Here is a 21,833-nt window from a genome sequence, read left to right as displayed (position 1 = left end):
AAGTTTTTACCACCTTACCTCGCTACATTTTACATGCTAATTAATATGCTCTTGCAAATAATACGCGTTGTGTAGATGGTTTTCCTGAATAAATACAAATACCATCTTCCAAAGGATTATCTAAAGGAATACAACGAATGGTTGCTTTTGTTTCTTCTTTGATCTTTTGTTCAGTCTCAGGAGTTCCATCCCAGTGCGCAGAAATAAAGCCGGCTTTACCATCTAGCAGTTCTTTAAACTCATTATAGCTGTTGGCCTCGGTAATATGATCATCTCTATAAGCCAGCGCTTTGTTGAACATACTCGTTTGGATGTCTTCCAATAACTTTACGATATAAATATCCAATCCCTCCTGAGGAACAGTTTGCTTCAACTTGGTATCTCTGCGGGCAATTTCAACCGTTTTGTTTTCAAGATCACGCCCCCCAATGGCGATACGAACAGGAACACCCTTTAATTCATAGTCAGCGAATTTAAAGCCCGGACGTTGCGTATCACGATCATCATATTTAACAGAAACGCCTAGTCCTTTTAAACGCATGGTTAACTCATTAACGTAGGCAGAAATTTTCGCCAAATCTTCATCACTTTTATAAATAGGCACAATAACTACTTGTACTGGTGCCAGTTTTGGTGGAATAATTAAACCCGAATCATCACTATGTGCCATGATTAAAGCCCCCATCAACCTGGTTGAAACACCCCATGAAGTTGCCCAAACATGATCTAACTTACCATCTTTACCCGTAAATTTCACATCAAAAGCTTTCGCGAAATTTTGCCCTAAGAAGTGCGAAGTTCCTGCCTGTAAGGCTTTCCCATCTTGCATAAGCGCTTCGATACAGTAAGTATCCAACGCTCCCGCGAATCTCTCATTTGGGGATTTTCTTCCCCTTACCACCGGAACGGCTAACCAATTTTCAGCAAAATCAGCGTAAATGTGTAACATACGTTCAGTTTCTTCAATTGCTTCTTCGGCAGTTGCGTGTGCTGTATGCCCCTCCTGCCATAAAAATTCAGCCGTACGTAAAAACAGCCTGGTACGCATTTCCCATCGAACAACATTTGCCCATTGGTTAATTAATATCGGCAAATCGCGGTAAGATTGGATCCAACCTCTATAGGTATTCCAAATGATGGTTTCTGATGTAGGACGAACGATAAGTTCCTCTTCCAGCTTCGCTGTTTCATCCACCACGATATTACCATTACCATCATTTTTCAAACGATAGTGTGTTACCACTGCACACTCCGTTGCAAAACCTTCAACATGAGATGCTTCCTTTGAGAAAAATGACTTCGGAATGAACAATGGAAAATAAGCGTTTTGATGCCCCGTATCTTTGAACATTTTATCAAGTACTGCTTGCATCTTTTCCCATATAGCATAGCCATTTGGCTTGATCACCATACAACCCCTAACTGCTGAGTGTTCAGCGAGATCGGCTTTTATAACAATATCATTGTACCATTGAGAATAATCTGCCTCTCTGCTTGTAATTTCTTTGCTCATATTATGTATTTGGAACGTAATTTGTGTGTTAAAATATGTGAAATAAGATCACAAATTTATAAATTTATGCCTACAAAACGATTATAGCAGGCAGGCATTTATATTAATACATAAATCTGACTAATGAAATAGTTGATTTTTAGTAAATTTGATCCATTTTTAGTAAATTAGTGAACACACACAACTAAATATAAACACAATGAAACCAATTAAATTTTTACCCATTGTAATGATTGCAGCCGCTGGGTTGGTTGCATCATGCTCTACAACGAAATTGGCTCAAACCAAAGCCAATGACGATGTTTATAATTCTGTTGCGAAGGCGAGAGAGGTAGAAGCTTACGTTCCACCTCAAAATCAAGTTCAGGCACAGGAACAATCAGATTACAACGACGAATATTACGGAACCAGCAATCCATATTACGACATGGATTATTCTTCACGAATCAACCGTTTTTACAACGGTAGCAGTTTCCGTGGTTATTATGATCCTTACTATGAAAACTTTTATTACGGAAACAGTTACGGCGCTACAAATTATTTAGGCTATGGCATGGGCTGGAACAACGGTTACGGTTTAGGTGGCTGGGGCGGCGGATTCGGCTGGGGCGGTGGTTTTGGCTACGGCAGCATCTGGAACAACCCATTTTATTATGGTAATATGGGATTTGGCTGGAACAACTGGGGCTGGAATAACTGGGGTCCATATTCTTACTATGATCGCTTCGGCTGGGGCGGTGGTTGGTACGGCGGTGGCTGGGGTGTAGGCGGCGGCTACTATGGTGGTGGCGTTTACACAAACAACAATTACAGACCAAGACCTGGTAGCAACGACAGAGGTGTTCCAAGATCATACGGTGGTTCTACTGCAGGAAATGCAGGCAGACCAAGCAGATCTGGTGTTGCAAATCCAAACGGACAAGGCAGACAAGGTTATACACCAAACTATAATGCGGGCAGACCAACACGTAATGAACAATCTGGTTCATCAAACGGTGCTGGAAGATATACGCCTCAAGGCACTCAAAGTAGCAGACCGACCAGAAATGAATCTTACTCTCCTCCTCAAAGAACAGAGATGAGCAGACCAAGTTATTCACCTCCACCATCTTCGAGCGGAAGCAGCGGCGGTGGATCTAATGGCGGCGGTGGAGGCGGTGGCTCAAGACCATCAAGAGCAGGAAGAGGATAATTTTTAGCAGATACACAAATGAAAAAAATAATATTAGCAACCATAGTAGCTACAGTAGCTACTATAGGAACAACATACGCCCAAAGTTACGCTCCTGATGCTTTCCGCTTTTCGCAAACAAATTACGGAAGCTCTGCAAGATTTAAAGGTATGGGTGGCGCACAGATTGGTGTGGGTGGAGATATCGGTTCCATTAATGCCAACCCTGCAGGACTTGGTTTGTTTACAAAATCAGAATTTAACATCACGCCAGAATTTAATAGCGTTTCTAATGAGAGTGCTTATCTGGGAAACAATATCAAATCCGATAAAAGTCAAATCAATTTAAATAACCTGGGGGTTGTATTTTACAATCCGGCAGCGAAAATGAAAGGTTCTGATGTAAACAAAGGACTTGTAAGTACTGTTTTCGGCTTAAGTTATACCAGAAACAACGATTTCCTAAACAATATTGATTACAACGGAATTAATACCAATAGCTCAATCAGAGATGCATATGTAGACCAGGCGAACGGTTCCGGTACTGACAATTCAGTAGCTGGTGATGCTTACAACAGCTATTTAATCAATAGAAACGCACCAAATTATCCTAATGGATTTTCTGCCGAGCCATACAACAACGCTAACTTTAATCAAAACTGGAGTGAAAGCAGATTAGGTTCTACCTCAGAATTTAATATCGCTGGCGCACTGAATTTCTCAAATAAATTATATCTGGGAGCAACTGCAAGTTTTGTAAATGTGAAATATACCAGCGATGCATCATTTACTGAAACTGGGATAGTGAACACGTTTGATGATCAACTTACAGTACCAGCTTACACCGGAAATGAGAACTATTCGTTAACTCACCTTCGGTACCAACAAACCAGAGGTAATGGTTTTAATTTGAAATTAGGTATGATTTATCGTCCGGTTCCGGAGCTTAGAATTGGATTAAATTTCCAAACGCCAACGTGGATGAGTGTTGAAGATAATACGACTGAAACTTTACAGGCAAGATTAGCTGGAAATGCAACAAATAGCGCTCAGTCAATTAATAACCCGAGCAGATATTACGACTTCACTTATAATCTCCGTACACCGCTTAAAGCATCAGCTGGCTTAAGTTATGTAATTGGAAATGTTGCATTAATTTCTGCAGATGTAGATTATATCGATTACTCATCAATGCGTTTCTCTGCTGATGGTGGCGGCAGTTCTGCAACAATTAATGATAATAATGCATTCATAAAAGCATCATATAAAGAGGCTGTAAATTACAGACTTGGTGCTGAAGTTAAAGTAACCAACGAAGTAAGTTTAAGAGGTGGTTATGCGGTAAATGGAAACGGCATTAAAGGTGGAGAAAATTCATTCTACCAGGGCCAGTTTATTACTGGTGGTATTGGTTATCGTATTGATAACTATTATTTCGATTTAGCTTATCAGAACTACAAAACGAACTTCAATTCGAGTCCGTACCTGTTAGATGACTATTCAGAACCAGTTGCTGATGTAAAAAGCAACAGAAACAATGTATTTCTAACATTTGGTGTAAGGTTTTAATACTCCTCAACGATAATAACAAAGCCCTTGATTAATTAATTAAGGGCTTTGTTATTTTTGCTTTATTGTAATTTCCTTCTCTCCGTACGCCACACCTTCGGCTGTAATGCCTTGAACAATAATTTTAAACTTTCCGCTAATGTCGCCGGTATTGAATACAACTTTGGTGTCAGATGGCCTTATTGCCACTTGATAATTCCAGTAAATTGTGGCAAAGTTGATAGGCTCGTTCATATTCGAAATATCTGACTGATAAAAATCTTTGGCGAGACGAATGCCTTTCAAAATCTTAAAATTTGCCTTATCCTCATCGTCTGTGCAACCTGAATAAATGATGCTACCTGATCCCGCAGCTTGTCTGTAAGTTCTGCCCCGTTCAGGCTGCCTGTTCTCAGGATCACCGATATGATTGCCACAGTTTAAAATATTAGACCTGCACACATAATCGCCACATTTATTTGCTCCCCTTAATGCAAAATTAACCCTATCATCCTTATTACTTTTGATAATCACGTCTTTCAATTTGATTCCTGAGGAAGCAGAAATATTTAAAACGTTATCTTCAAGCACCTTCACTCCAGTTTCCATCGGTTTAGAAACATTTTTTATAACATATTTTTTAATTTCTACTAAGGGATCATTTACCAGCACATCATATTTGTAACTTCTTTTATCACTTAAACTTAACCAAACCCTTCCCTGGTCTGTCGATAACAAATTGGCTGAGGGAATAGTGAAATGACCAGCACTATCTGTCACCAACACATTAATATTTGTTCCTCCAATTGTATTTAATGCCATTGGCGCTTTCAATCGGCCGATGTCTCTTTTTACAGTGCCACTCAACTCCATAGAAGACTGAATAAATTCAGTTGATGCCAATTTTTCAGTTTGCCATTTGTATTTTCTCCACCCTTTTATCAGTAATACCTGATTTAAATATTCAGGATTCATATACTTTAACCCTTGAGGATGTTGCGGTAAGTCAACCAAATGCTGCTGAAAGAAATAAAAATCAGTGATGTTTTGATTATTGGGCTGAGAAAGCCGATTTGCCTGAACACAACTAATTGAAACCAGGCCATTAATGGATTTGTTCTTTTTACCCAAAGCATTTAAAGCAATCTCTACACGATCTCTGGTTTGATATTCTTCTTTATCTGTACCAATTTGAACCTTATTAATTTGATCGTAATGAGCAAAAAATATACGCTCTGCAACAGGTTGGAAGGCTTCGTTTAAAATAGTTAATGCGTACAACCCTATCGGAACAGAATCAAGCTTAAATCGAACATTTTTGCTAGTAAAGGGATCAAGGTCTAAATGGGATTGGAGGTGAATCGTTGAAAAATCGTGAAGAACGAGGTGAATTTTTGAAGCTACGTTACTTTCAATTTGAACCCGCAAATCATTATCTACAACTAAACTACGAGCCCTAACTGCCAAGCCCTTGGGTAAGATTGATGGTAATTCAAACCGTTCCGCCGAATCGACACCCAAAATTTTCGCGTACAGCTTTTTATTTTTATCAGGCTGAAGCATAAAACTTCCCATACCTAACGAGTTGGTGTTTAGGGTATCGATAGCTTTAGGACCATCATAAAGCACAGCCTTTCCCTTAATTGCGTTTCCGCTTTCATCCTTAACCTCGAAACCAACTTTACTATACAACTGATCAACAAGATAACCACTTTCAGGATAAAACTTGATTTTATATTTCTTCGCATTCCTGACAGGAAGATTGAACGTCAAATGCCTAACATCTTTACCTTTCCTTACAGAAGCCTGCAGCAGGTTATTTTGTTCATTAATTTGATCTGCATTATAATCGATCATCAGCTCTCCAATTACACTACTTTTTGCCTTTCCTGCATGAAGAATATTCTTGCCTCTACCAATTTTATAGTTTATCTCGGCATTTTCGACAAAGCGATTATCACCTGATAGTACCATCAGTAGTGCTGTTCCCATTTTTGTTTTTTCATCGTAGCTTTTAAAAACTGCTACCTGTGGCACAAGTGGATTAATAGTGGTAGACTTTATTATGATTGGCTGCGTAAAAACGCCATCAAAATCGTTGTTCAATTTGATGTTGGTATTGGCCACAAAATTATAATGACCACTCAATAGTGAATCTGGAAGGGTGAAACTGCCGAAAGCCATACCTTCTTCTATCAGAAATTTTTCCTGTAAAATTATTGTGCTATCAGCCGTGTTAACCAGCGATAGGTAAAGCGTGTGAAATTGATCAGACTTAACAGCAGCCTTTAACAAATAAGCAGTAAACCAAACCTGATCATTATTGGTATATACATTTTTATCAAAATGGATAAAAAGTGTAGAGCGGTTGTGTTGTAAATGGTAGCTTTTTAAATTTTCTGCAACAACATCAACACTTTGAACTTGTGCCCTGGTGATGTAGCCGAAAAGCATAAAGAAATAAACTAGTATGATTTTGGGAAGCATAATTTAGCGTATGCCTAAAAATCATGATTTTATTTCATTCATCCAACTAAATAATTCCGTAAAGCGGCATTCCTTCTTTTGCCAACTGATTAATTTTCAACTCAATTGATTGGTCTTTGATTAATTCCGGTGCATGATGAGGTTTCTTTCTCGCATCAATAATCAATGAACCCTTACAGCCCCAATGTTTATTAATCGTAAAGTCATTAACACCATAAATATCGGCCGCAGGATTGCTTCGGGTAAAGGTAATCCACACTAAATTATCAATATTTGCTGCAGTAAATGCTGAATCATCTGCCAATACAATTAGCGGAAAGCCAGATAAATCCTGGTCGATTAAAGAGATGTTTAATAACGCAATTTCAGCTGCCGTTTTCTCTGCACTAATATATTTGTCGCATTCAATAACTAAAATACCCGGAATGGCAACGTGGTACTGATAACATCCATCTCCCATTTTCAAGCTTTCGGGAACCGTATCCCATAATGTTCTCTTCTTCTCTCCTGCCGCCGCGATAACAACTTTTGAACCACTGTTCAGTCCATCTCCACTATAGTCTAAAGTATCGATGGTGGTATTGGTATAAAAATGAATGTCTCTGGTTAAATCTAACCGTTCGAGTATGTGCGTAAGAAACGCTTGAATATGATGTGTGCTTAATTTTTCGTCATCTTCCTTTGCTGCAATAAAAACATATTTTGCCAAACTTAATTGGTTTTTCCCTAAGATGTGATTGGCAATGGTAAGGATTTCCTGTGGCCTTCGCTCTTTTAGATAAGGCGTGTAACGTTCACTTCCGATAGCAAATAATAAGGGATGAACGCCTGCTGCATCAACAGCATGAACTTCTTTCAAGCCATGAATTTCCTGAGGAATGGCAGAACCTGTAATTTCATGAATCAATGCACCAAAACTGGTGTCTTCTTGTGGCGGCCTGCCCACTACCGTGAACGACCAAATGGCATCCTTCTTATGATAAACATTGTGCACTTTCATTAAAGGGAATGGATGTGTTAAGCTATAATAACCTAAATGATCACCAAAAGGCCCTTCTGGCTTATTTTCGTTGGGATAAACTGTTCCGGTGATAATGAAATCAGCATCCGCTGAAATACAAAAGCCTTCATCATCATAAAAATACCGAAATCTTCTATCGCCCAAAGCACCGGCAAAAGTCATTTCAGATAAACCTTCAGGTAGTGGCATCACGGCTGCTAGTGGATGCGATGGAGGCCCGCCCACAAAGATACTCACCTTTAATGGTTGGCCGAGTTTGTTAGCCTTTGATTGATGAACGCCAATGCCACGATGGATTTGGTAGTGTAATCCAATCTCTTTGTTTTGAACATAATCATTTCCACCAAGCTGAATACGATACATCCCTAAATTAGCGTTTAAAACGCCTGGTTTTTCAACGTCTTCAGTATATACTTGCGGCATCGTAACAAAGGGACCACCATCCATTGGCCAATTCACGATTTGAGGCAATTGATCAATCGTGGTTTTTAGAAAGTTGTTTTTAGCAGATGGTGTTTTCATCGGTAAAGCTGACAATGCAGACATAGCCGAACCTGCATATTTGAAAGGATTTTTCAATGCTTTCATCGGATCGTTTCTTAACGAAACCAATTGTTGTACCTTTGGTAACGTATCTCTAAAGATAAATTTTGAGCGTTCTAATGTCCCGAATAAGTTTGAAACAGCCGGAAAGGGACTTCCTTTTACCTTTTCAAAATATAATGCCGGACCTTGTTTTTCATAAACCCTCAAATGGATGGCTGCCATTTCTAAGTATGGATCTACTTCTTCTTTAATCCTGATTAAATGACCATGTTTTTCAAGGTCGGAAACACATGCTGCTAAACTTTTATATGCCATGTCCAAAGATAAATAAATAGCTATGCTATAAAACAAAAAAGCCTCAGATAAACAGATTTGACAATTCATCCATTTAACTGAGGCTGATTTAACCTACGCTATAAATTATTTCTTCCCTGCGAATGAGCGCAACATCCAGGTGTTTTTCTCTTTAAACTGCATGAAACGGTTTACCATATCATTCGATCCGTCATCACCTGCCTCAGCGGTAGCGTCAAGAATTTCCCGCTCAATTTCAATTAACTTTGACATATCATCCAAAACGGCATCAACCATATCAAGATCTTTCATTCCAATGGTATCAATTTCTTTAATTTGTGATTCTTTAATGTAATCAGCAAAACGGCTATGCGGTGGTTTACCCAATGTTAAAACGCGTTCCGCTATTTCATCAATAGTTAACTGGGCATTGGTATAAAGCTCTTCGAATTTAACATGAAGCGTAAAAAAATTTTGTCCTTTTATATTCCAGTGGCAACCTCTTAATTTTTGATAGTGGATGTGGTAATTGGCCAAATAATCGTTCAAAAGATCTACTACTGGTTTTACCTCTTTTTCATTTAAGCTTATTTCCTTGGCGTCCATTTTAATAATTTTTATGTGATTTTAATGTGTACCTAACAATTCAGATTTATAAAAGTTTTAATCTAAATCTTCATCAATACAATACCTTATTTATAAGTGCGTTTATTAAGCATTAAGAAGCCAATCCGTACTTATTACAATTTATTGTGTATGAATAACATATAGACTGATGTAAATTTTGATCATATCATTTTTACTATCGAAGCGGTTATAAAACTCAATATGGTTAATAATATTATTCGTATAATTGCTTCCTTTGACTAAGAAAATTATAGAAAATAAATGCACAAAATATACTTATCTGCTTTTGTTCTATTTGCTCTAAACATTGCAAATGCCAAAGCAAACACAGGTAGAGACTCTATCGGCGTTGAAAATAATAATGGCAAGAAACTTATCGTTCATCAAATCGTAGCCAAAGACACTTATTATTCTGTGGGTAGAAGGTACAATGTATCGCCCAAAGATATTATGGCCTACAATGAGAATAAATACCTTCAGGTTGGCGTAATCATCAAAGTTCCAACAAATCTTCCATGGGGATCTACAAATGTTTCAACTCCGGTTTCTTCATCTACTGATGGCGGTATAATTGAACATACGGTAAAAGCCAAAGAAAACTTAAACATGCTTGCCGAAAAGTATGGGACCACTATTATCGAAATTAAACGCCTGAATAACTTAAGCGGCAATAACTTAAGTATTGGGCAGGTGCTAAAAATTGCTACCAAAGGCGCCGTTGCTGAAACGCCAAATCCAGCTCCTAGTCAGCCAGCAAAGGTTGTTACACCAATCCCTGCCCAGGAGAATACCGTCACCGATCAAACAATGATTGAACACACTGTTGCACCGAAAGAATTTTTGGGTAAAATAGCAGAGAAATACGGGACCACGGTAGAGGAGGTAAAAAAAGCAAATAATCTTTCGAGTAATAATCTCCGGATTGGTCAGAAACTAAAGATTCCGGCTACGAAAAACATAGAAGAAAGTAAAGTAGTTAGTGTTGCTGAAGAAAAACCTGCTGATGATACCAAACCTGTAAATGCAGCTGGCACACATACTGTTCTAAGGAATGAAACTATTTTTACGATAGCGAAGCAATATGGTGTTACAGCCTACCAATTGCGTAAGTTAAATAATCTGCCAGATAATGCCATTAGCATCGGACAGGTTTTAAAAGTACCCGGAGGCATTGTAACTGATGTTCAGGTTCCGAAAGAAAAACAGGTTGAACCAGCAGTAGCAGTTCCGGTTAATACTTCAAAGGAAGAAAGTTTCATCCATACGGTAGCAACAGGCGAAAATATTTTCAGCATAGCTAAAAAGTATAACCTTACGGCCTATCAAATTAGGTCGGCAAATAAACTATCGGATAATTCAATTAAGGTTGATCAAAAACTAGTGATTCCAAAACCACCTCAACCTAAATCGGTAAATGAGGCATCTAAAGAGGATCAGGAAAGTGAGCCGGATAGTACCATGGTAAAGGATCCAAAACTACGTCGCGATCCAAGCGTATATGGTTTAAGCCAAATTGAAGAGAAGGGTGCTGCAGTATGGATTGCAGATGCAGACCTGGACAGCTCGAAGATGTTGGTTTTACACCGCACAGCACCTGTTGGCAGAGTGATTAAAATTACTAATCCGATGACGAACAAAACCACTTTTGCAAAAGTTGTTGGTAAATTCACTGAAAACGAATCAACAAAAGATGTTATTATTGTGATGACTAAAGCTGTGGCCGATTCATTAGGCGCTTTAGACAAACGTTTTTTCTGCAATTTAACATATAGTGCTCAATGAGTTTGAACAAAAAGCCATTTATAATTGGTATTGCCGGCGGTAGCGGATCAGGTAAAACATTTTTCTTAAACTGTTTTTTACATCACTTTAAACAAGATGAGGTTACCCTTGTTTCTCAGGACGATTATTACATTCCTGCCGGAGACATGACCCAGGAAGAGAACAAATTATACAACTTTGATCTTCCTTCTACTATTGATAGCGAACAATTTTTAAGAGATATTAAACAATTAACAAGTGGTGAGGTAGTTTATAAAAAAGAATATAATTTCAACAATCCGCTTGCAGTTGTAAAAATACTGGAAATTAAATCGGCTCCCATTATCATTGTTGAAGGACTTTTCATCCTCCATTTCAAAGAAATTGCAGCCTTACTGGATCATACTATTTTTGTAGACGCCGATGAACAGGTAGCATTGGATCGCCGCATTAAACGCGATGGCCTGGAACGTGGCTATCCTGAAGATGATGTACTTTACAAATGGCACAATCATGTTGTGCCGGCTTATAAGGAATATTTACTTCCTTACAGGGAACAATGTCACAAGGTGATCATGAATAACACGAACGAGCCGGATGAGATTATAGCCATCACAGAGGCTATTTCAAATGACTTAAGAGATAGTATCCTGGTTGATATTCACTAAAAAATAGAGACAGAGCGGCCATTTTGAATTGGCCGCTCTTTTTATGCATTCAATTTCATTTCAGGTATTTCTCCCTCTACAATTAATCTCCCGGCAGTTGATTGCTTGATAAACTCAACGCTTACGCCAGGCGCCCGTTCTAAAAGCTTAAAGCCCCCTTCTGGCAGTACATCTAAAACAGCTAATTCGGTTACGATTTTCCTGATACATTTTACACCGGTAAGCGGTAAAGTACATGATGGAAGCAGCTTGCTCTCCCCTGCTTTATTTACATGCTGCATGGCTACGATGATGTTTTTAGCAGATGCAACCAAATCCATTGCACCGCCCATTCCCTTAACCATTTTTCCAGGGATTTTCCAATTTGCAATATCACCATTTTCAGAAACCTCCATTGCCCCTAAAATAGTAAGATCTACTTTTTGAGCCCTGATCATACCAAAGCTCATTGCCGAATCGAAAATTGATGACCCGGGCAAAGTGGTGATGGTTTGTTTGCCGGCATTAATTAAATCTGCATCTTCTTCGCCCTCAAATGGAAATGGCCCCATTCCCAAAAGACCGTTTTCTGATTGTAAAACTACGTTAATCCCCTTTGGGATATAATTGGCAACTAAGGTTGGAATTCCAATGCCCAGGTTAACGTAAAAACCATCTTTTATTTCTTGCGCAATACGCTGCGCTATTTCTTCTTTATTAAACATATTAATTGGTTAATTTGATAATTAGTCAATTAGCTAATTACTCGTTTCGATGTAGAGATGATTTTATTCAATATCTTTTGTAAAATCTCTAATTTTTCGAGTAAATCATCACTATTTGGATACTGATTCGAATGTTTACATAATAAAAGCCAATATTTGGTTTCTTCACCCTCTTTTGTTGAAATCTTCATCTTATGTATAAAATCGGCTTTGCACTCAGCATTTTGAGCTTCCCAAATATTAGCTCCTATGCTTGTGCCTGATTTCAATAATTGATTTGACAAAACAAATTTCCGCCGCTCCTCTAAAACCTCGGTGTATTTCAAAATTTGTAAAGCAAACTCAAAACTCAACTTGACAATTAGGTTGTTATTAATTTTTTCATCATCCATATATAATTAAATTATGCGTGGAATTTCAAAATAGCTAATTATCAAATTCACTAATCAAATTTTCTAACTGTCCGCTGCTCAATTCGCTTTTCATAATCCTTACCTTGGAAAATGCGATGAACGTAAATCCCTGGCGTATGGATATAATCCGGATCCAATTCTCCGGCCTCGACTAATTCTTCCACTTCAGCGATGGTAATTTTACCAGCCATGGCCATCACCGGATTGAAATTCCTGCTGGTAGAACGAAAAATCAAATTTCCGGCCGTGTCGCCTTTCCAGGCTTTTACAATGGCGAAATCAGCATCAAAGGCATATTCCATTAAATAATCTTTTCCATCGAAATTCCTAACTTCTTTTCCTTCGGCAACTTCCGTTCCTACGCCAGCTGGAGTAAAAATTGCAGGCATACCATATCCTGCGGCCAGGCACCTGGTGGCTAAAGTTCCCTGAGGGATTAAGTCAACCTCAAGTTCTCCACTCAATAGCTGGCGCTCAAACTCAGCATTTTCACCAACGTAAGAGGAAATCATTTTTTTAACCTGACGTTGTTTCAACATCAACCCGATACCGAAATCATCTACCCCTGCGTTGTTAGAAATGCAGGTTAAATGCTTCACACCTTTAGTTACCAAAGCATTTATGCAGTTTTCTGGAATACCGCAAAGCCCAAATCCTCCAAGCATTAGGGTTGCCCCATCTGAAATATCGCTGATCGCCTCTTCAGCGCCTGATACCACCTTATTTATCATTTTATGAATTATTGGTTAGTTTGCTAATTTAACAATTGCCTTCAAATTTCTGGTAGATTTAGTTGGTAAATCTCCAGGGAGTGTTATTTAATTGGAATTGTTCTAAACAACGCTTACCTTTGTAATGCAATGATTTACGAGAGAGACGACAAAACATTTATTATTCCAACCGATCCTGAATTTCAGAAGGGCATGGGATATATTTTCAGCTGCACTGCTGAACACAAAAAATGCTGTGAAAAATTTAAGAAGGGGAAGCGTTGCAATAAATGCCCGGGAAATAAGAAAAAGTAGCCCTGACTTAGTAATCCTCATCCTGCATCATTTCTACGATTAAAGATACTTCAACCACATTCAATACGAGTTTGTTAGCCTGTCGATACCAATTTTCTGGGATTCGCTATTCACTTTATCTATAATCATAGTGACTATAGCACCATAAAATTTATAGTACTATAGTTGTTATTAGTTTAGATAAACATAAGTGATTCCATCCCCGCCTCTATCAGCATGCTCATCTTCCATCCTATTTACCTGACTATATTTTCGTAAATACTCCCTGATCATTTTACGTAAAATGCCATCTCCCTTGCCGTGAATAATTTTGATGGAAGGAAATCCTAACATAATGGCTTTATCGAGATATTTTTCTACTTCGAATAAAGCATCTTCTGTACGTTTGCCACGAAGATCGAGTTCGGCCCTGAAACCAGAAACGGCATCGTTCATCCTGCCTGCAAAAGAACCTCCACTACTTTGAATAACCTTTTTCGCTTCTTTGTTGCTAATTTTCTGAACACGGGTTTTCTTTACATTCGATCGTAAATCACCTATGGCTAAAACCAGCTCATTGCGATTAATCTCCAATACCTGTCCGGTAGTTTCACTATCTGTAAATTTCACCCAATCGCCAACGGCAATTTCACTTCCAACAACAACCTGAACGGGTTTTGGACGCTCTTTAGGAACGGTATTTTTCACCAATTCACGCTGTAAATTCTGGCGGAGTTCTTTGGTTACGATTTTATCAGCCTGCTTCTCTTTAATTTCAGCAATGGTATTTTCAACCAGTTTGTTGGCATTTTTGATAATATTCTGTGCCTCTTGTTTGGCTTCTTTGATTAAAACCCTTCTGTTTTCATCCAGAAATGCCCTAAGTTTTTCATTTTCTTCAACCAGGTTTTTGGCCTTATTCTGTTGATTCGCTAAACTTACTTTGGCATCGTAAATCGTTTTCTTTTCCCGTTCAAGATCAACCAACATCGTATCTACACGATTCTGATTTGAGCCCGTCTTCTCCTTTGCCAGTTGAATAACTTCTTTAGGCAAACCAATGTTTTGGGCAATTTCGAATGCATAAGAACTTCCAGGTTTGCCCATTTCCAGAATATAAAGCGGCTTCATTTTAGTGTTATCAAATAGCATCGACGCATTTTCCAAGCCAGGAGTATTGCCGGCAAACAACTTTAAATTAGAGTAGTGAGTAGTGATTACGCCGCGAACCTTTTTATTGTTTAAAACTTCCAAAACAGCCTCAGCCATTGGCCCACCAAATTGTGGATCGGTTCCCGTACCAAATTCATCGATTAATACCATCGTCTTCGGCGACGCGTGTTCCACAAAATAACGCATCTTTTTCAGGTGCGCACTGTAAGTACTTAAATCACTTTCAATAGATTGATCATCCCCGATATCGGCAAAAATATTTTCGAATATTCCTACTTCGCTATTCGCATCAACTGGGATTAACAAGCCTGTCTGTAACATGATCTGCAGTAAACCTACCGTTTTCATACATACCGATTTACCTCCTGCATTGGGACCAGAAACCAATACCACCCGGGTTTCAGCATCAATATGGATGTTCAAAGGTGTAACTGTTTTCTTTTCTGAAGCGAAAGAAATTGCCAGTAATGGATGCCGGGCATTAATCAATTTCGTTTTCGGCTCTTTAAGTAGGCCAGGCATTTCTGCCTCAATATCCAAAGCAAATAATGCTTTTGCCCGAACAAAATCTAATTTTGTTAGAAAGCCGTGATAAGAAAGTAAAAGCGGTGAATATGGCCTCAGGTCATCAGTTAAGGCAATTAAAATTTTGATTATTTCTCTTCGTTTATCAAATTCTAAATCACGGAGTTTATTGTTCAGCGTAAAAACTTCCTCTGGCTCAATGTAAACGGTTTGACCAGTTGCTGATTCATCATGAACAAAACCTTTCAACTTCCTTTTATTTTCAGCCAGAACGGGAATACACATCCGCCCATCGCGAATAGTTAAACTTCCATCAGCCACCCAATTATTTGCAATGGCTTGTTTGTAGATGGAATCCATCCGCTTACGAACATCTTGCTCGGTTTTAGAAATTGCCGAAGTAATTTCCTGCAACTCTTTCGAAGCGTTTGGTTTGATTTTGCCTTTCGGATCAATAACTGTTTCTATTTTGCGAAGGATATTTTTTTCGATTGGCAAATGTTCAAATAAAGCTTCCAGTGTTGGATACACCTCAGCCCGCTCCTCAAAAAACCGGAGCACCGAAAAAACAGTTTGGAGAGAAGTGTAAACCTGAAACCACTCCTCTTCCTGCAGGTAAGTTCCTTCTACTCTGATTTTTTCTACCAGAGATTTAATATCAAAAAATGAATTAATTTGTAGCGGCTCCTGGTTTTGCAGGATACTCTTAAATTCGTTGGTTTGTCGTAAAAATTTGTCGATTTGATCAAAACGATTCATCACCTGCATTTTTTGCACCATTGCCTGCCCCATTGGGCTTAAGCAATGTTTGCTAATCAACGCTCTTATCTCTACAAATCCTAAACGTTCTAAACAATTTTCGGGATATAACATATTATTGTACTAATGTGGGCGAAGCAATTTTTAGGTTAACATTACTTCTTTTGGTGTTAATCAATGAATCAGCTTTTGCCTTTTTCTTTTTAATTTGTGTAGCGGTCCTCGCCTTCGAAACGGAATCGGTTTTCGATTTCTTTACGAGCGCAAGCGAATCTGCTTTAAAAGTTTTAATAATTTTAAGTGAATCTGCCCTGAAATTTTTCTTTTGCCACAGAGAATCTGCTTTTTTAAGACCTATTTTTTGTTTTTCAATTTTGCCCGAAATAGCAGTATACATTTCTTTAAGTACTTCCGGATTGTGGTTATAATAAATTAAGCTTTTGGCGTACTGGGCAGAATCGGTATCATATTTTTTATAGATCCCAGTGTAATAGGAGGCACCTACTTTCCGGGCAGAATCCTGAACATAAATGGAAGACAAATAGCCATCAACTAAATGAATATCGAATAAAATTCCTTCCATCCTCTCCCGATCTATAATGCCCTCGGGTACTTTCGTTTTACATCCAAAGCCTAAAACCACCAGTACAAACGCCCAAACTATTCTCTTCATTTTTAATTAAACATTATTTTTTTGCCCAAATTGCGGCAAGGTTGTTAATTTTACCCAAAAATAGTTATAAATGAGCATAGCTGATAATCTTAAGCGATATAAAAGCGAAGTAGAATCTGATGGAGTTAAACTGATTGCGGTTTCAAAAACACAAACAGAAGAAGCGATCCAGGAAGCTTACGACGCGGGACAACGTATTTTTGGAGAAAACCATGTGCAGGAAATGGTCGAGAAGGAAGACAAACTTCCTAAAGATATTGAATGGCACTTAATCGGGCACCTGCAAACCAACAAAGTAAAATACATTGCCCCTTTTGTGAAACTGATACATGGTGTTGATAGCCTGAAACTTTTGCAGGAGATTAATAAGCAGGCTCTAAAAAATAAACGCGTAATCGATTGCCTTTTACAGGTGTATATTGCTGATGAAGATACCAAATTTGGTTTAGGTTATGATGAAGTGATCGAAATTCTTAGGTCGGATGAATTTCAGGAAATGAAAAATGTTAGAATTATCGGCTTAATGGGTATCGCTACCAATACTAAGAATGAAAAACAAATCACTATTGAATTTCATGAACTCAAAGTATTTTTCGATGGCATAAAGGCCAGCTTTTTCCGCAAGGAAGATAGTTTTACAGAGATATCAACCGGTATGAGCGCCGATTACAAAATTGCTATTGAAGAAGGAAGCACGATGGTACGCATTGGCAGTAGCATCTTTGGAAAAAGAATAATCAAACACTTTAAAAACCTTTCGGCAAATTAGATGAATTTAGATATCAGGATAGCAAAGGCAGATGACTGCCCAAGGATATTAGAGTTAATTAATGAACTGGCCGTTTACGAGAAAGCTCCTGAAGAGGTTACGGTAGATTTAAATCATTTTATTGAAGCGGGTTTTGGGCAAAATCCGGTGTGGAAGGCTTTTGTAGCAGAAGTCGATAAGCAAATTGTAGGCTTCGCTTTGTTTTACACCAGATATTCTACCTGGAAAGGATGCAGATTGTATCTGGAAGATTTTATTGTTACAGAGCAAATGCGTGGCAAAGGAATTGGAAAAGTACTTTTTGAGCAGGTAATCGAAGAAGCAAAAAACGAAAAGTATACAGGAATGGTTTGGCAGGTGCTCGACTGGAACCAGCCAGCAATCAATTTTTACAATAAATATAAAGCACATTTAGAAAGTGGTTGGTTAAACGCAGCACTCTCGCAAGAACAAGTAAAGGCATTTTAATATATGGATATTTTCAAGTTTGGTGGCGCATCTGTTAAAGATGCCGCTGGTGTTAAAAATCTGGCCAACATTGTTCGCGATTATAAAAATGGTGATCTGTTAGTTGTGATTTCTGCCATGGGAAAAATTACGAACAGACTGGAAGATTTGACTCACGCCTACCTTTCACAAAGTGATGAAGCTCATGCCATTTTTGATGAAATTAAAGATTTTCATTTTCAGATTATCGATTCCCTTTTTGAGGGAAAAACAAACCCCGTTTATGATGATGTGGCCAATACCTTCGTAGAAATTGATTGGTTAATTGAAGATGAACCGGACAATGATGTTGATTATATTTATGACCAGATTGTTTCGATTGGTGAAGTGGTATCAACGAAAATTGTAGCTGCCTGGCTGAACGAAACTGGTAACAAATCATTGTGGGTTGATGCCAGAAACTTCATTCAAACGGATAACACTTATAAAGAAGGCAAAGTAGATTGGCCAAAGAGCAGTCAGATCATCCAGCGAGACCTGGTTCCACTTCTTCAGGAAAATATTATCGTTACACAAGGTTTTATAGGTGGAACGAGTGAGAATTATACCACAACTTTAGGTAGAGAGGGCTCTGATTATTCAGCAGCAATATTTGCATCTTGTTTGGATGCAGCTGCGTTAACCATTTGGAAAGATGTTCCCGGTGTGTTAAATGCCGACCCGAAATGGTTTGATGAAACAGAGAAAATTGCGCAGTTATCTTATCATGATGCCATTGAGCTGACTTATTACGGCGCAACTGTGATCCATCCAAAAACGATTAAACCTTTACAAAATAAGGGAATTCCATTATTTGTGCGGTCTTTTATCCAACCAGAGGGATCTGGCACAGCCATTACGAAGGATAATAATCCACTCCCTGTCCCCTCCTTTATTTTTAAAGTTAACCAGGCATTGATATCAATTTTCCCGAAAGATTATTCCTTTATTATTGAAGAAAATTTGAGTAAAATTTTTGAGCTCTTTCATAAACACAACATCAAAATTAACACCATGTTGAACTCTGCCATCAGCTTTTCGGTGAGTGTTGATGATCGCCCTGTTCAAATTGAAAAGTTAATTAATGATCTTTCAACAGAATTTACCATAAAATATAATAAAGGATTAGAACTCGTAACGATCAGGTATTATAATCAAAATACCATCGATCGTGTTAGCGTTGACAAAGAAATTTTGCTAGAAGTAAAAAGCAGACATACCTGCCAGATGGTAATGAAAAATAAAATCGCCTAGTGTTGCCGTAGATGAATAAAAAAATTTTAGCCAAGGATGTACAAAAATATATCGATTCGAATCTGAATACTGATGTAGCACAAATTGCTTTGGCTAAAAGCCCGTTCGATGGCATTTCATCTGCAGAAATTGTGACACAAATTGGTTCGAAAAAAAAATCTCAAAAGAAACTCCCTACCTGGTTTAATGCGAGTGAAATTTATTATCCGCCAACATTATCTATTGAACAAACTTCTTCGGAAATTACTGCGAAGTATAAATCAAAATTAGCGAAAGGAGATTCGCTGATTGACATTACCGGTGGCTTTGGCGTTGATGCTTACTATTTTGCTAAAAAGGCGAAAACTGTAACGCATTGCGAAATAAATGAAGATTTATCTGGTATTGCCAAGTATAATGCAGCCGTTTTAGGGATTGACAATATAAATTTTCTTCCAGTTAATGGAATAGCATACCTCAGTTCAAGCTCCGAAAATTTCGATACAATTTTCGTCGATCCGGCAAGGCGATCTGAAACTGGCAAAGTGTTTATGCTTAAAGATTGTATGCCAGATGTAGCTGCAAATCTCGATATGCTTTTAACAAAAGCTAACCGAATTATAATTAAAACCGCTCCTTTGCTCGATATAAAAGCCGGATTTTCAGAATTGAAAAACGTAAGTGAGGTTCATATCGTTAGCTTGAAAAACGAATGTAAAGAATTACTTTGGGTTATAGATCGTGATTTTAAGGGCACAACAAAGTTTATAGCAGTAACCATAAATGATTCGCAAAAACAGTTTGTATTTCAACAAGATGAAGTAGATGTACCTGCAAACTACGCTGAAAGCATTTCTACTGCTGACTATTTATACGAACCAGATGCAGCTTTGCTGAAATCTGGAGCTTTTAACTTAATCGGATCGAGATACGGACTACAGAAATTACACCCGCAAACACATTTATATTGTTCAAAAGAATTAAATACAGCGTTTGCTGGCAGAGTATTTAAAGTGCAAGCTATATTAACCTCTGCTGAGTTGAAGAAAATGCAAAATTTGAAGGGAAATATAATTGTGAGAAACTATCCTGCAAAACCTGAAGAATTAGCCAAAAAATACAAAATAAAGCCATCCGACGATCAGTTTTTAATTTTTGCAAAAGATAATGCCGGCAACAATATTATTTTACAAGCTACAATCATACAATACTATTAAATGCAAAAAGCCTTTCCATAGAAAGGCCTGATGTAGGGATGATAAAACTTGTATAATTATTGCTAAACTTTCTTAACGTTTACGGCCTGTAAACCTTTTCTGCCTTCAGCTACTTCAAATTCGACTGCATCGTTTTCTTTTAGGCTATCAATTCCACCTAATACGTCTTTAAAATGTACAAATAAGTCTTTATTGTCTTCCTGAACAATAAATCCAAAACCTTTTTGAGTGTTAAACCATTTAACTTTTCCGGTTGCCATAAAAAATAAAAAAATTGTATAAAATAAATAAACTTTTACGCTTTGATCAGCATTTTAATCAATCGTTTTATTATCTAGGCTAATTAAACAATCAGATTAAGCGTTAATATTGAAACAAAACTATCAAATATAATAATTTACGCATATAATGCAATCCTTTTTCCATAATTCAACAACAAAGTTGCGAAAGTTTTGCGAAATGAATTGATTATTTATTGGGTTGAGGTGTTGTACGCAAATATGGCTTAATTACCTGGTGCCCTTTTGGAAATTTAGCGGGTATATCTTCTGTTTTAATACTATTTACGACAATTACATCCTCGCCATCCTGCCAATCTGCTGGCGTGGCCACGCTATAGTTAGCTGTTAGTTGTAACGAATCGATCACCCTTAACACTTCATTAAAGTTTCTTCCTGTGGAGGCTGGGTAAGTGATGATTAACTTTACTTTTTTGTCAGGACTGATGACAAAAAGTGATCTAACTGTTAATGTTTCGGAAGCGTTTGGATGAATCATATCGTAAAGGTTCGCCACCGTTTTTTCAGGGTCAGCAATAATCGGAAATTCAACCGAAGTATTTTGTGTCTCGTTGATGTCGTTGATCCAGCCCTTGTGCGATTCGGCAGTATCAACACTTATTGCCAGCACTTTCACATTGCGCTTTTCAAATTCGTCTTTCAGTGCGGCTGTACGTCCAAGTTCTGTAGTACACACAGGGGTATAATCTGCAGGGTGCGAAAACAAAACACCCCAGCTATCGCCCAGATAATCATAAAAATCTATTTCTCCAATGGATGTGTTTGCCTGAAAATTAGGTGCGGTATCGCCTAGTCTTATACTCATAATATTCTATTTTTAAGTTGATATAAGCAAATCTAAACAATACTATACTAAATACATAGGCATAATATAATTTTTATGCCATGAAATTGTTTTCACAACAAAAAACCCTGAAGAGGTTAATCAACAGGGTTTCAAGA

General features: G+C 37.9%; 19 protein-coding genes. 8 read left to right on the top strand and 11 right to left on the bottom strand.

Annotated features, from left to right (window positions below; genetic code table 11):
• Positions 1-40 precede the first annotated feature (40 nt).
• Positions 41-1,513, bottom strand: coding sequence for a proline--tRNA ligase (gene proS, locus R2Q70_RS06310; RefSeq protein ID WP_316806786.1), 1,473 nt, complete (start codon positions 1,511-1,513; stop codon positions 41-43).
• Positions 1,514-1,712: 199 nt separating this feature from the next.
• Between proS and R2Q70_RS06305 the strand changes: the two genes are divergently transcribed.
• Both R2Q70_RS06305 and R2Q70_RS06300 read left to right on the top strand, forming a co-directional pair.
• The gene (locus R2Q70_RS06305) at positions 1,713-2,705 is read left to right on the top strand and encodes a hypothetical protein (protein ID WP_316806785.1); all 993 of its coding nucleotides are present in this window, start codon (positions 1,713-1,715) and stop codon (positions 2,703-2,705) included.
• 18 nt (positions 2,706-2,723) lie between these two features.
• A complete protein-coding gene (locus R2Q70_RS06300) occupies positions 2,724-4,253 on the top strand; it encodes a hypothetical protein (protein ID WP_316806784.1) in 1,530 nt (509 codons plus the stop codon).
• Positions 4,254-4,304: 51 nt separating this feature from the next.
• On the opposite strand, the gene R2Q70_RS06295 is transcribed toward R2Q70_RS06300, so the two are convergent.
• From R2Q70_RS06295 to R2Q70_RS06285, 3 genes are all read right to left on the bottom strand, one after another.
• Entirely contained in the window at positions 4,305-6,719 is a 2,415-nt protein-coding gene (locus tag R2Q70_RS06295; RefSeq protein ID WP_316806783.1) for a hypothetical protein, read from the bottom strand.
• 46 nt (positions 6,720-6,765) lie between these two features.
• Positions 6,766-8,601: a UbiD family decarboxylase gene (locus R2Q70_RS06290; protein ID WP_316806782.1), complete on the bottom strand. Its 1,836-nt coding sequence runs from the start codon at positions 8,599-8,601 to the stop codon at positions 6,766-6,768.
• Positions 8,602-8,706: 105 nt separating this feature from the next.
• Positions 8,707-9,186 (bottom strand): DNA starvation/stationary phase protection protein, encoded by a 480-nt coding sequence (locus tag R2Q70_RS06285; protein ID WP_316806781.1) that lies wholly within the window; start codon positions 9,184-9,186, stop codon positions 8,707-8,709.
• A gap of 282 nt (positions 9,187-9,468) precedes the next feature.
• Here R2Q70_RS06285 and R2Q70_RS06280 point away from each other — a divergent pair, with 282 nt between their 5' ends.
• Complete coding sequence (locus R2Q70_RS06280; protein WP_316806780.1) at positions 9,469-10,989, top strand: LysM peptidoglycan-binding domain-containing protein; 1,521 nt, start codon at positions 9,469-9,471, stop codon at positions 10,987-10,989.
• A gap of 2 nt (positions 10,990-10,991) precedes the next feature.
• Positions 10,992-11,636 (top strand): uridine kinase, encoded by a 645-nt coding sequence (locus R2Q70_RS06275; protein ID WP_029204365.1) that lies wholly within the window; start codon positions 10,992-10,994, stop codon positions 11,634-11,636.
• Positions 11,637-11,677: 41 nt separating this feature from the next.
• Here the strand turns inward: R2Q70_RS06275 and R2Q70_RS06270 are convergent, their stop codons facing one another.
• The 5 genes from R2Q70_RS06270 to R2Q70_RS06250 form a co-directional block, all read right to left on the bottom strand.
• Complete coding sequence (locus R2Q70_RS06270) at positions 11,678-12,340, bottom strand: CoA transferase subunit B (protein ID WP_316806779.1); 663 nt, start codon at positions 12,338-12,340, stop codon at positions 11,678-11,680.
• Positions 12,341-12,369: 29 nt separating this feature from the next.
• Positions 12,370-12,732 (bottom strand): four helix bundle protein, encoded by a 363-nt coding sequence (locus R2Q70_RS06265; protein ID WP_316806778.1) that lies wholly within the window; start codon positions 12,730-12,732, stop codon positions 12,370-12,372.
• A 50-nt stretch (positions 12,733-12,782) separates the two neighbouring features.
• The gene (locus R2Q70_RS06260) at positions 12,783-13,484 is read right to left on the bottom strand and encodes a CoA transferase subunit A (RefSeq protein ID WP_316806777.1); all 702 of its coding nucleotides are present in this window, start codon (positions 13,482-13,484) and stop codon (positions 12,783-12,785) included.
• Positions 13,485-13,949: 465 nt separating this feature from the next.
• Positions 13,950-16,328: an endonuclease MutS2 gene (locus R2Q70_RS06255; RefSeq protein WP_316806776.1), complete on the bottom strand. Its 2,379-nt coding sequence runs from the start codon at positions 16,326-16,328 to the stop codon at positions 13,950-13,952.
• Position 16,329: 1 nt separating this feature from the next.
• Positions 16,330-16,887 carry a DUF4296 domain-containing protein gene (locus R2Q70_RS06250; RefSeq protein WP_316806775.1) on the bottom strand — a complete coding sequence of 186 codons (558 nt, stop codon included), beginning with the start codon at positions 16,885-16,887 and terminating at the stop codon, positions 16,330-16,332.
• Positions 16,888-16,957: 70 nt separating this feature from the next.
• On the opposite strand from R2Q70_RS06250, the gene R2Q70_RS06245 reads away from it, so the two are divergent.
• Genes R2Q70_RS06245 through R2Q70_RS06230 form a run of 4 tightly spaced genes read left to right on the top strand, consistent with a single transcriptional unit; the run spans position 16,958 to position 20,592 of the window.
• Positions 16,958-17,656 carry a YggS family pyridoxal phosphate-dependent enzyme gene (locus R2Q70_RS06245; protein WP_316806774.1) on the top strand — a complete coding sequence of 233 codons (699 nt, stop codon included), beginning with the start codon at positions 16,958-16,960 and terminating at the stop codon, positions 17,654-17,656.
• Positions 17,657-18,124 (top strand): GNAT family N-acetyltransferase, encoded by a 468-nt coding sequence (locus tag R2Q70_RS06240; RefSeq protein ID WP_316806773.1) that lies wholly within the window; start codon positions 17,657-17,659, stop codon positions 18,122-18,124. It begins immediately after the preceding gene.
• Between the two features lie 3 nt (positions 18,125-18,127).
• On the top strand, positions 18,128-19,396 hold the full coding sequence (locus tag R2Q70_RS06235; RefSeq protein ID WP_316806772.1) for an aspartate kinase: 1,269 nt from the start codon (positions 18,128-18,130) through the stop codon (positions 19,394-19,396).
• 11 nt (positions 19,397-19,407) lie between these two features.
• Positions 19,408-20,592 carry a THUMP-like domain-containing protein gene (locus tag R2Q70_RS06230; RefSeq protein ID WP_316806771.1) on the top strand — a complete coding sequence of 395 codons (1,185 nt, stop codon included), beginning with the start codon at positions 19,408-19,410 and terminating at the stop codon, positions 20,590-20,592.
• A gap of 62 nt (positions 20,593-20,654) precedes the next feature.
• Here the strand turns inward: R2Q70_RS06230 and R2Q70_RS06225 are convergent, their stop codons facing one another.
• Positions 20,655-20,852, bottom strand: coding sequence for a cold-shock protein (locus tag R2Q70_RS06225; RefSeq protein ID WP_010601866.1), 198 nt, complete (start codon positions 20,850-20,852; stop codon positions 20,655-20,657).
• Between the two features lie 208 nt (positions 20,853-21,060).
• Complete coding sequence (locus R2Q70_RS06220; protein WP_316806770.1) at positions 21,061-21,696, bottom strand: peroxiredoxin; 636 nt, start codon at positions 21,694-21,696, stop codon at positions 21,061-21,063.
• Between the last annotated feature and the right edge of the window lie 137 nt (positions 21,697-21,833).

This window comes from Pedobacter agri (assembly GCF_032678665.1).
GTDB classification, from domain to species: Bacteria; Bacteroidota; Bacteroidia; order Sphingobacteriales; family Sphingobacteriaceae; genus Pedobacter; species Pedobacter agri_A.
The sequence above is the reverse complement of the archived record's forward strand: the minus strand, read 5'-3'. Positions and strand labels throughout refer to the sequence as shown.

Excerpts from the sequence above, each read along its gene's own strand:
- R2Q70_RS06290 (WP_316806782.1), bottom strand. The coding sequence starts at position 8,601 with ATGGCATATAAAAGTTTAGCAGCATGTGTTTCCGACCTTGAAAAACAT.
- R2Q70_RS06280 (WP_316806780.1), top strand. The coding sequence starts at position 9,469 with ATGCACAAAATATACTTATCTGCTTTTGTTCTATTTGCTCTAAACATT.
- R2Q70_RS06295 (WP_316806783.1), bottom strand. The coding sequence starts at position 6,719 with ATGCTTCCCAAAATCATACTAGTTTATTTCTTTATGCTTTTCGGCTAC.
- R2Q70_RS06300 (WP_316806784.1), top strand. The coding sequence starts at position 2,724 with ATGAAAAAAATAATATTAGCAACCATAGTAGCTACAGTAGCTACTATA.
- R2Q70_RS06245 (WP_316806774.1), top strand. The coding sequence starts at position 16,958 with ATGAGCATAGCTGATAATCTTAAGCGATATAAAAGCGAAGTAGAATCT.
- R2Q70_RS06225 (WP_010601866.1), bottom strand. The coding sequence starts at position 20,852 with ATGGCAACCGGAAAAGTTAAATGGTTTAACACTCAAAAAGGTTTTGGA.
- R2Q70_RS06230 (WP_316806771.1), top strand. The coding sequence starts at position 19,408 with ATGAATAAAAAAATTTTAGCCAAGGATGTACAAAAATATATCGATTCG.
- R2Q70_RS06255 (WP_316806776.1), bottom strand. The coding sequence starts at position 16,328 with ATGTTATATCCCGAAAATTGTTTAGAACGTTTAGGATTTGTAGAGATA.
- R2Q70_RS06220 (WP_316806770.1), bottom strand. The coding sequence starts at position 21,696 with ATGAGTATAAGACTAGGCGATACCGCACCTAATTTTCAGGCAAACACA.
- R2Q70_RS06240 (WP_316806773.1), top strand. The coding sequence starts at position 17,657 with ATGAATTTAGATATCAGGATAGCAAAGGCAGATGACTGCCCAAGGATA.
- R2Q70_RS06265 (WP_316806778.1), bottom strand. The coding sequence starts at position 12,732 with ATGGATGATGAAAAAATTAATAACAACCTAATTGTCAAGTTGAGTTTT.
- R2Q70_RS06270 (WP_316806779.1), bottom strand. The coding sequence starts at position 12,340 with ATGTTTAATAAAGAAGAAATAGCGCAGCGTATTGCGCAAGAAATAAAA.
- R2Q70_RS06260 (WP_316806777.1), bottom strand. The coding sequence starts at position 13,484 with ATGATAAATAAGGTGGTATCAGGCGCTGAAGAGGCGATCAGCGATATT.
- R2Q70_RS06305 (WP_316806785.1), top strand. The coding sequence starts at position 1,713 with ATGAAACCAATTAAATTTTTACCCATTGTAATGATTGCAGCCGCTGGG.
- R2Q70_RS06250 (WP_316806775.1), bottom strand. The coding sequence starts at position 16,887 with ATGAAGAGAATAGTTTGGGCGTTTGTACTGGTGGTTTTAGGCTTTGGA.
- proS (WP_316806786.1), bottom strand. The coding sequence starts at position 1,513 with ATGAGCAAAGAAATTACAAGCAGAGAGGCAGATTATTCTCAATGGTAC.
- R2Q70_RS06235 (WP_316806772.1), top strand. The coding sequence starts at position 18,128 with ATGGATATTTTCAAGTTTGGTGGCGCATCTGTTAAAGATGCCGCTGGT.
- R2Q70_RS06285 (WP_316806781.1), bottom strand. The coding sequence starts at position 9,186 with ATGGACGCCAAGGAAATAAGCTTAAATGAAAAAGAGGTAAAACCAGTA.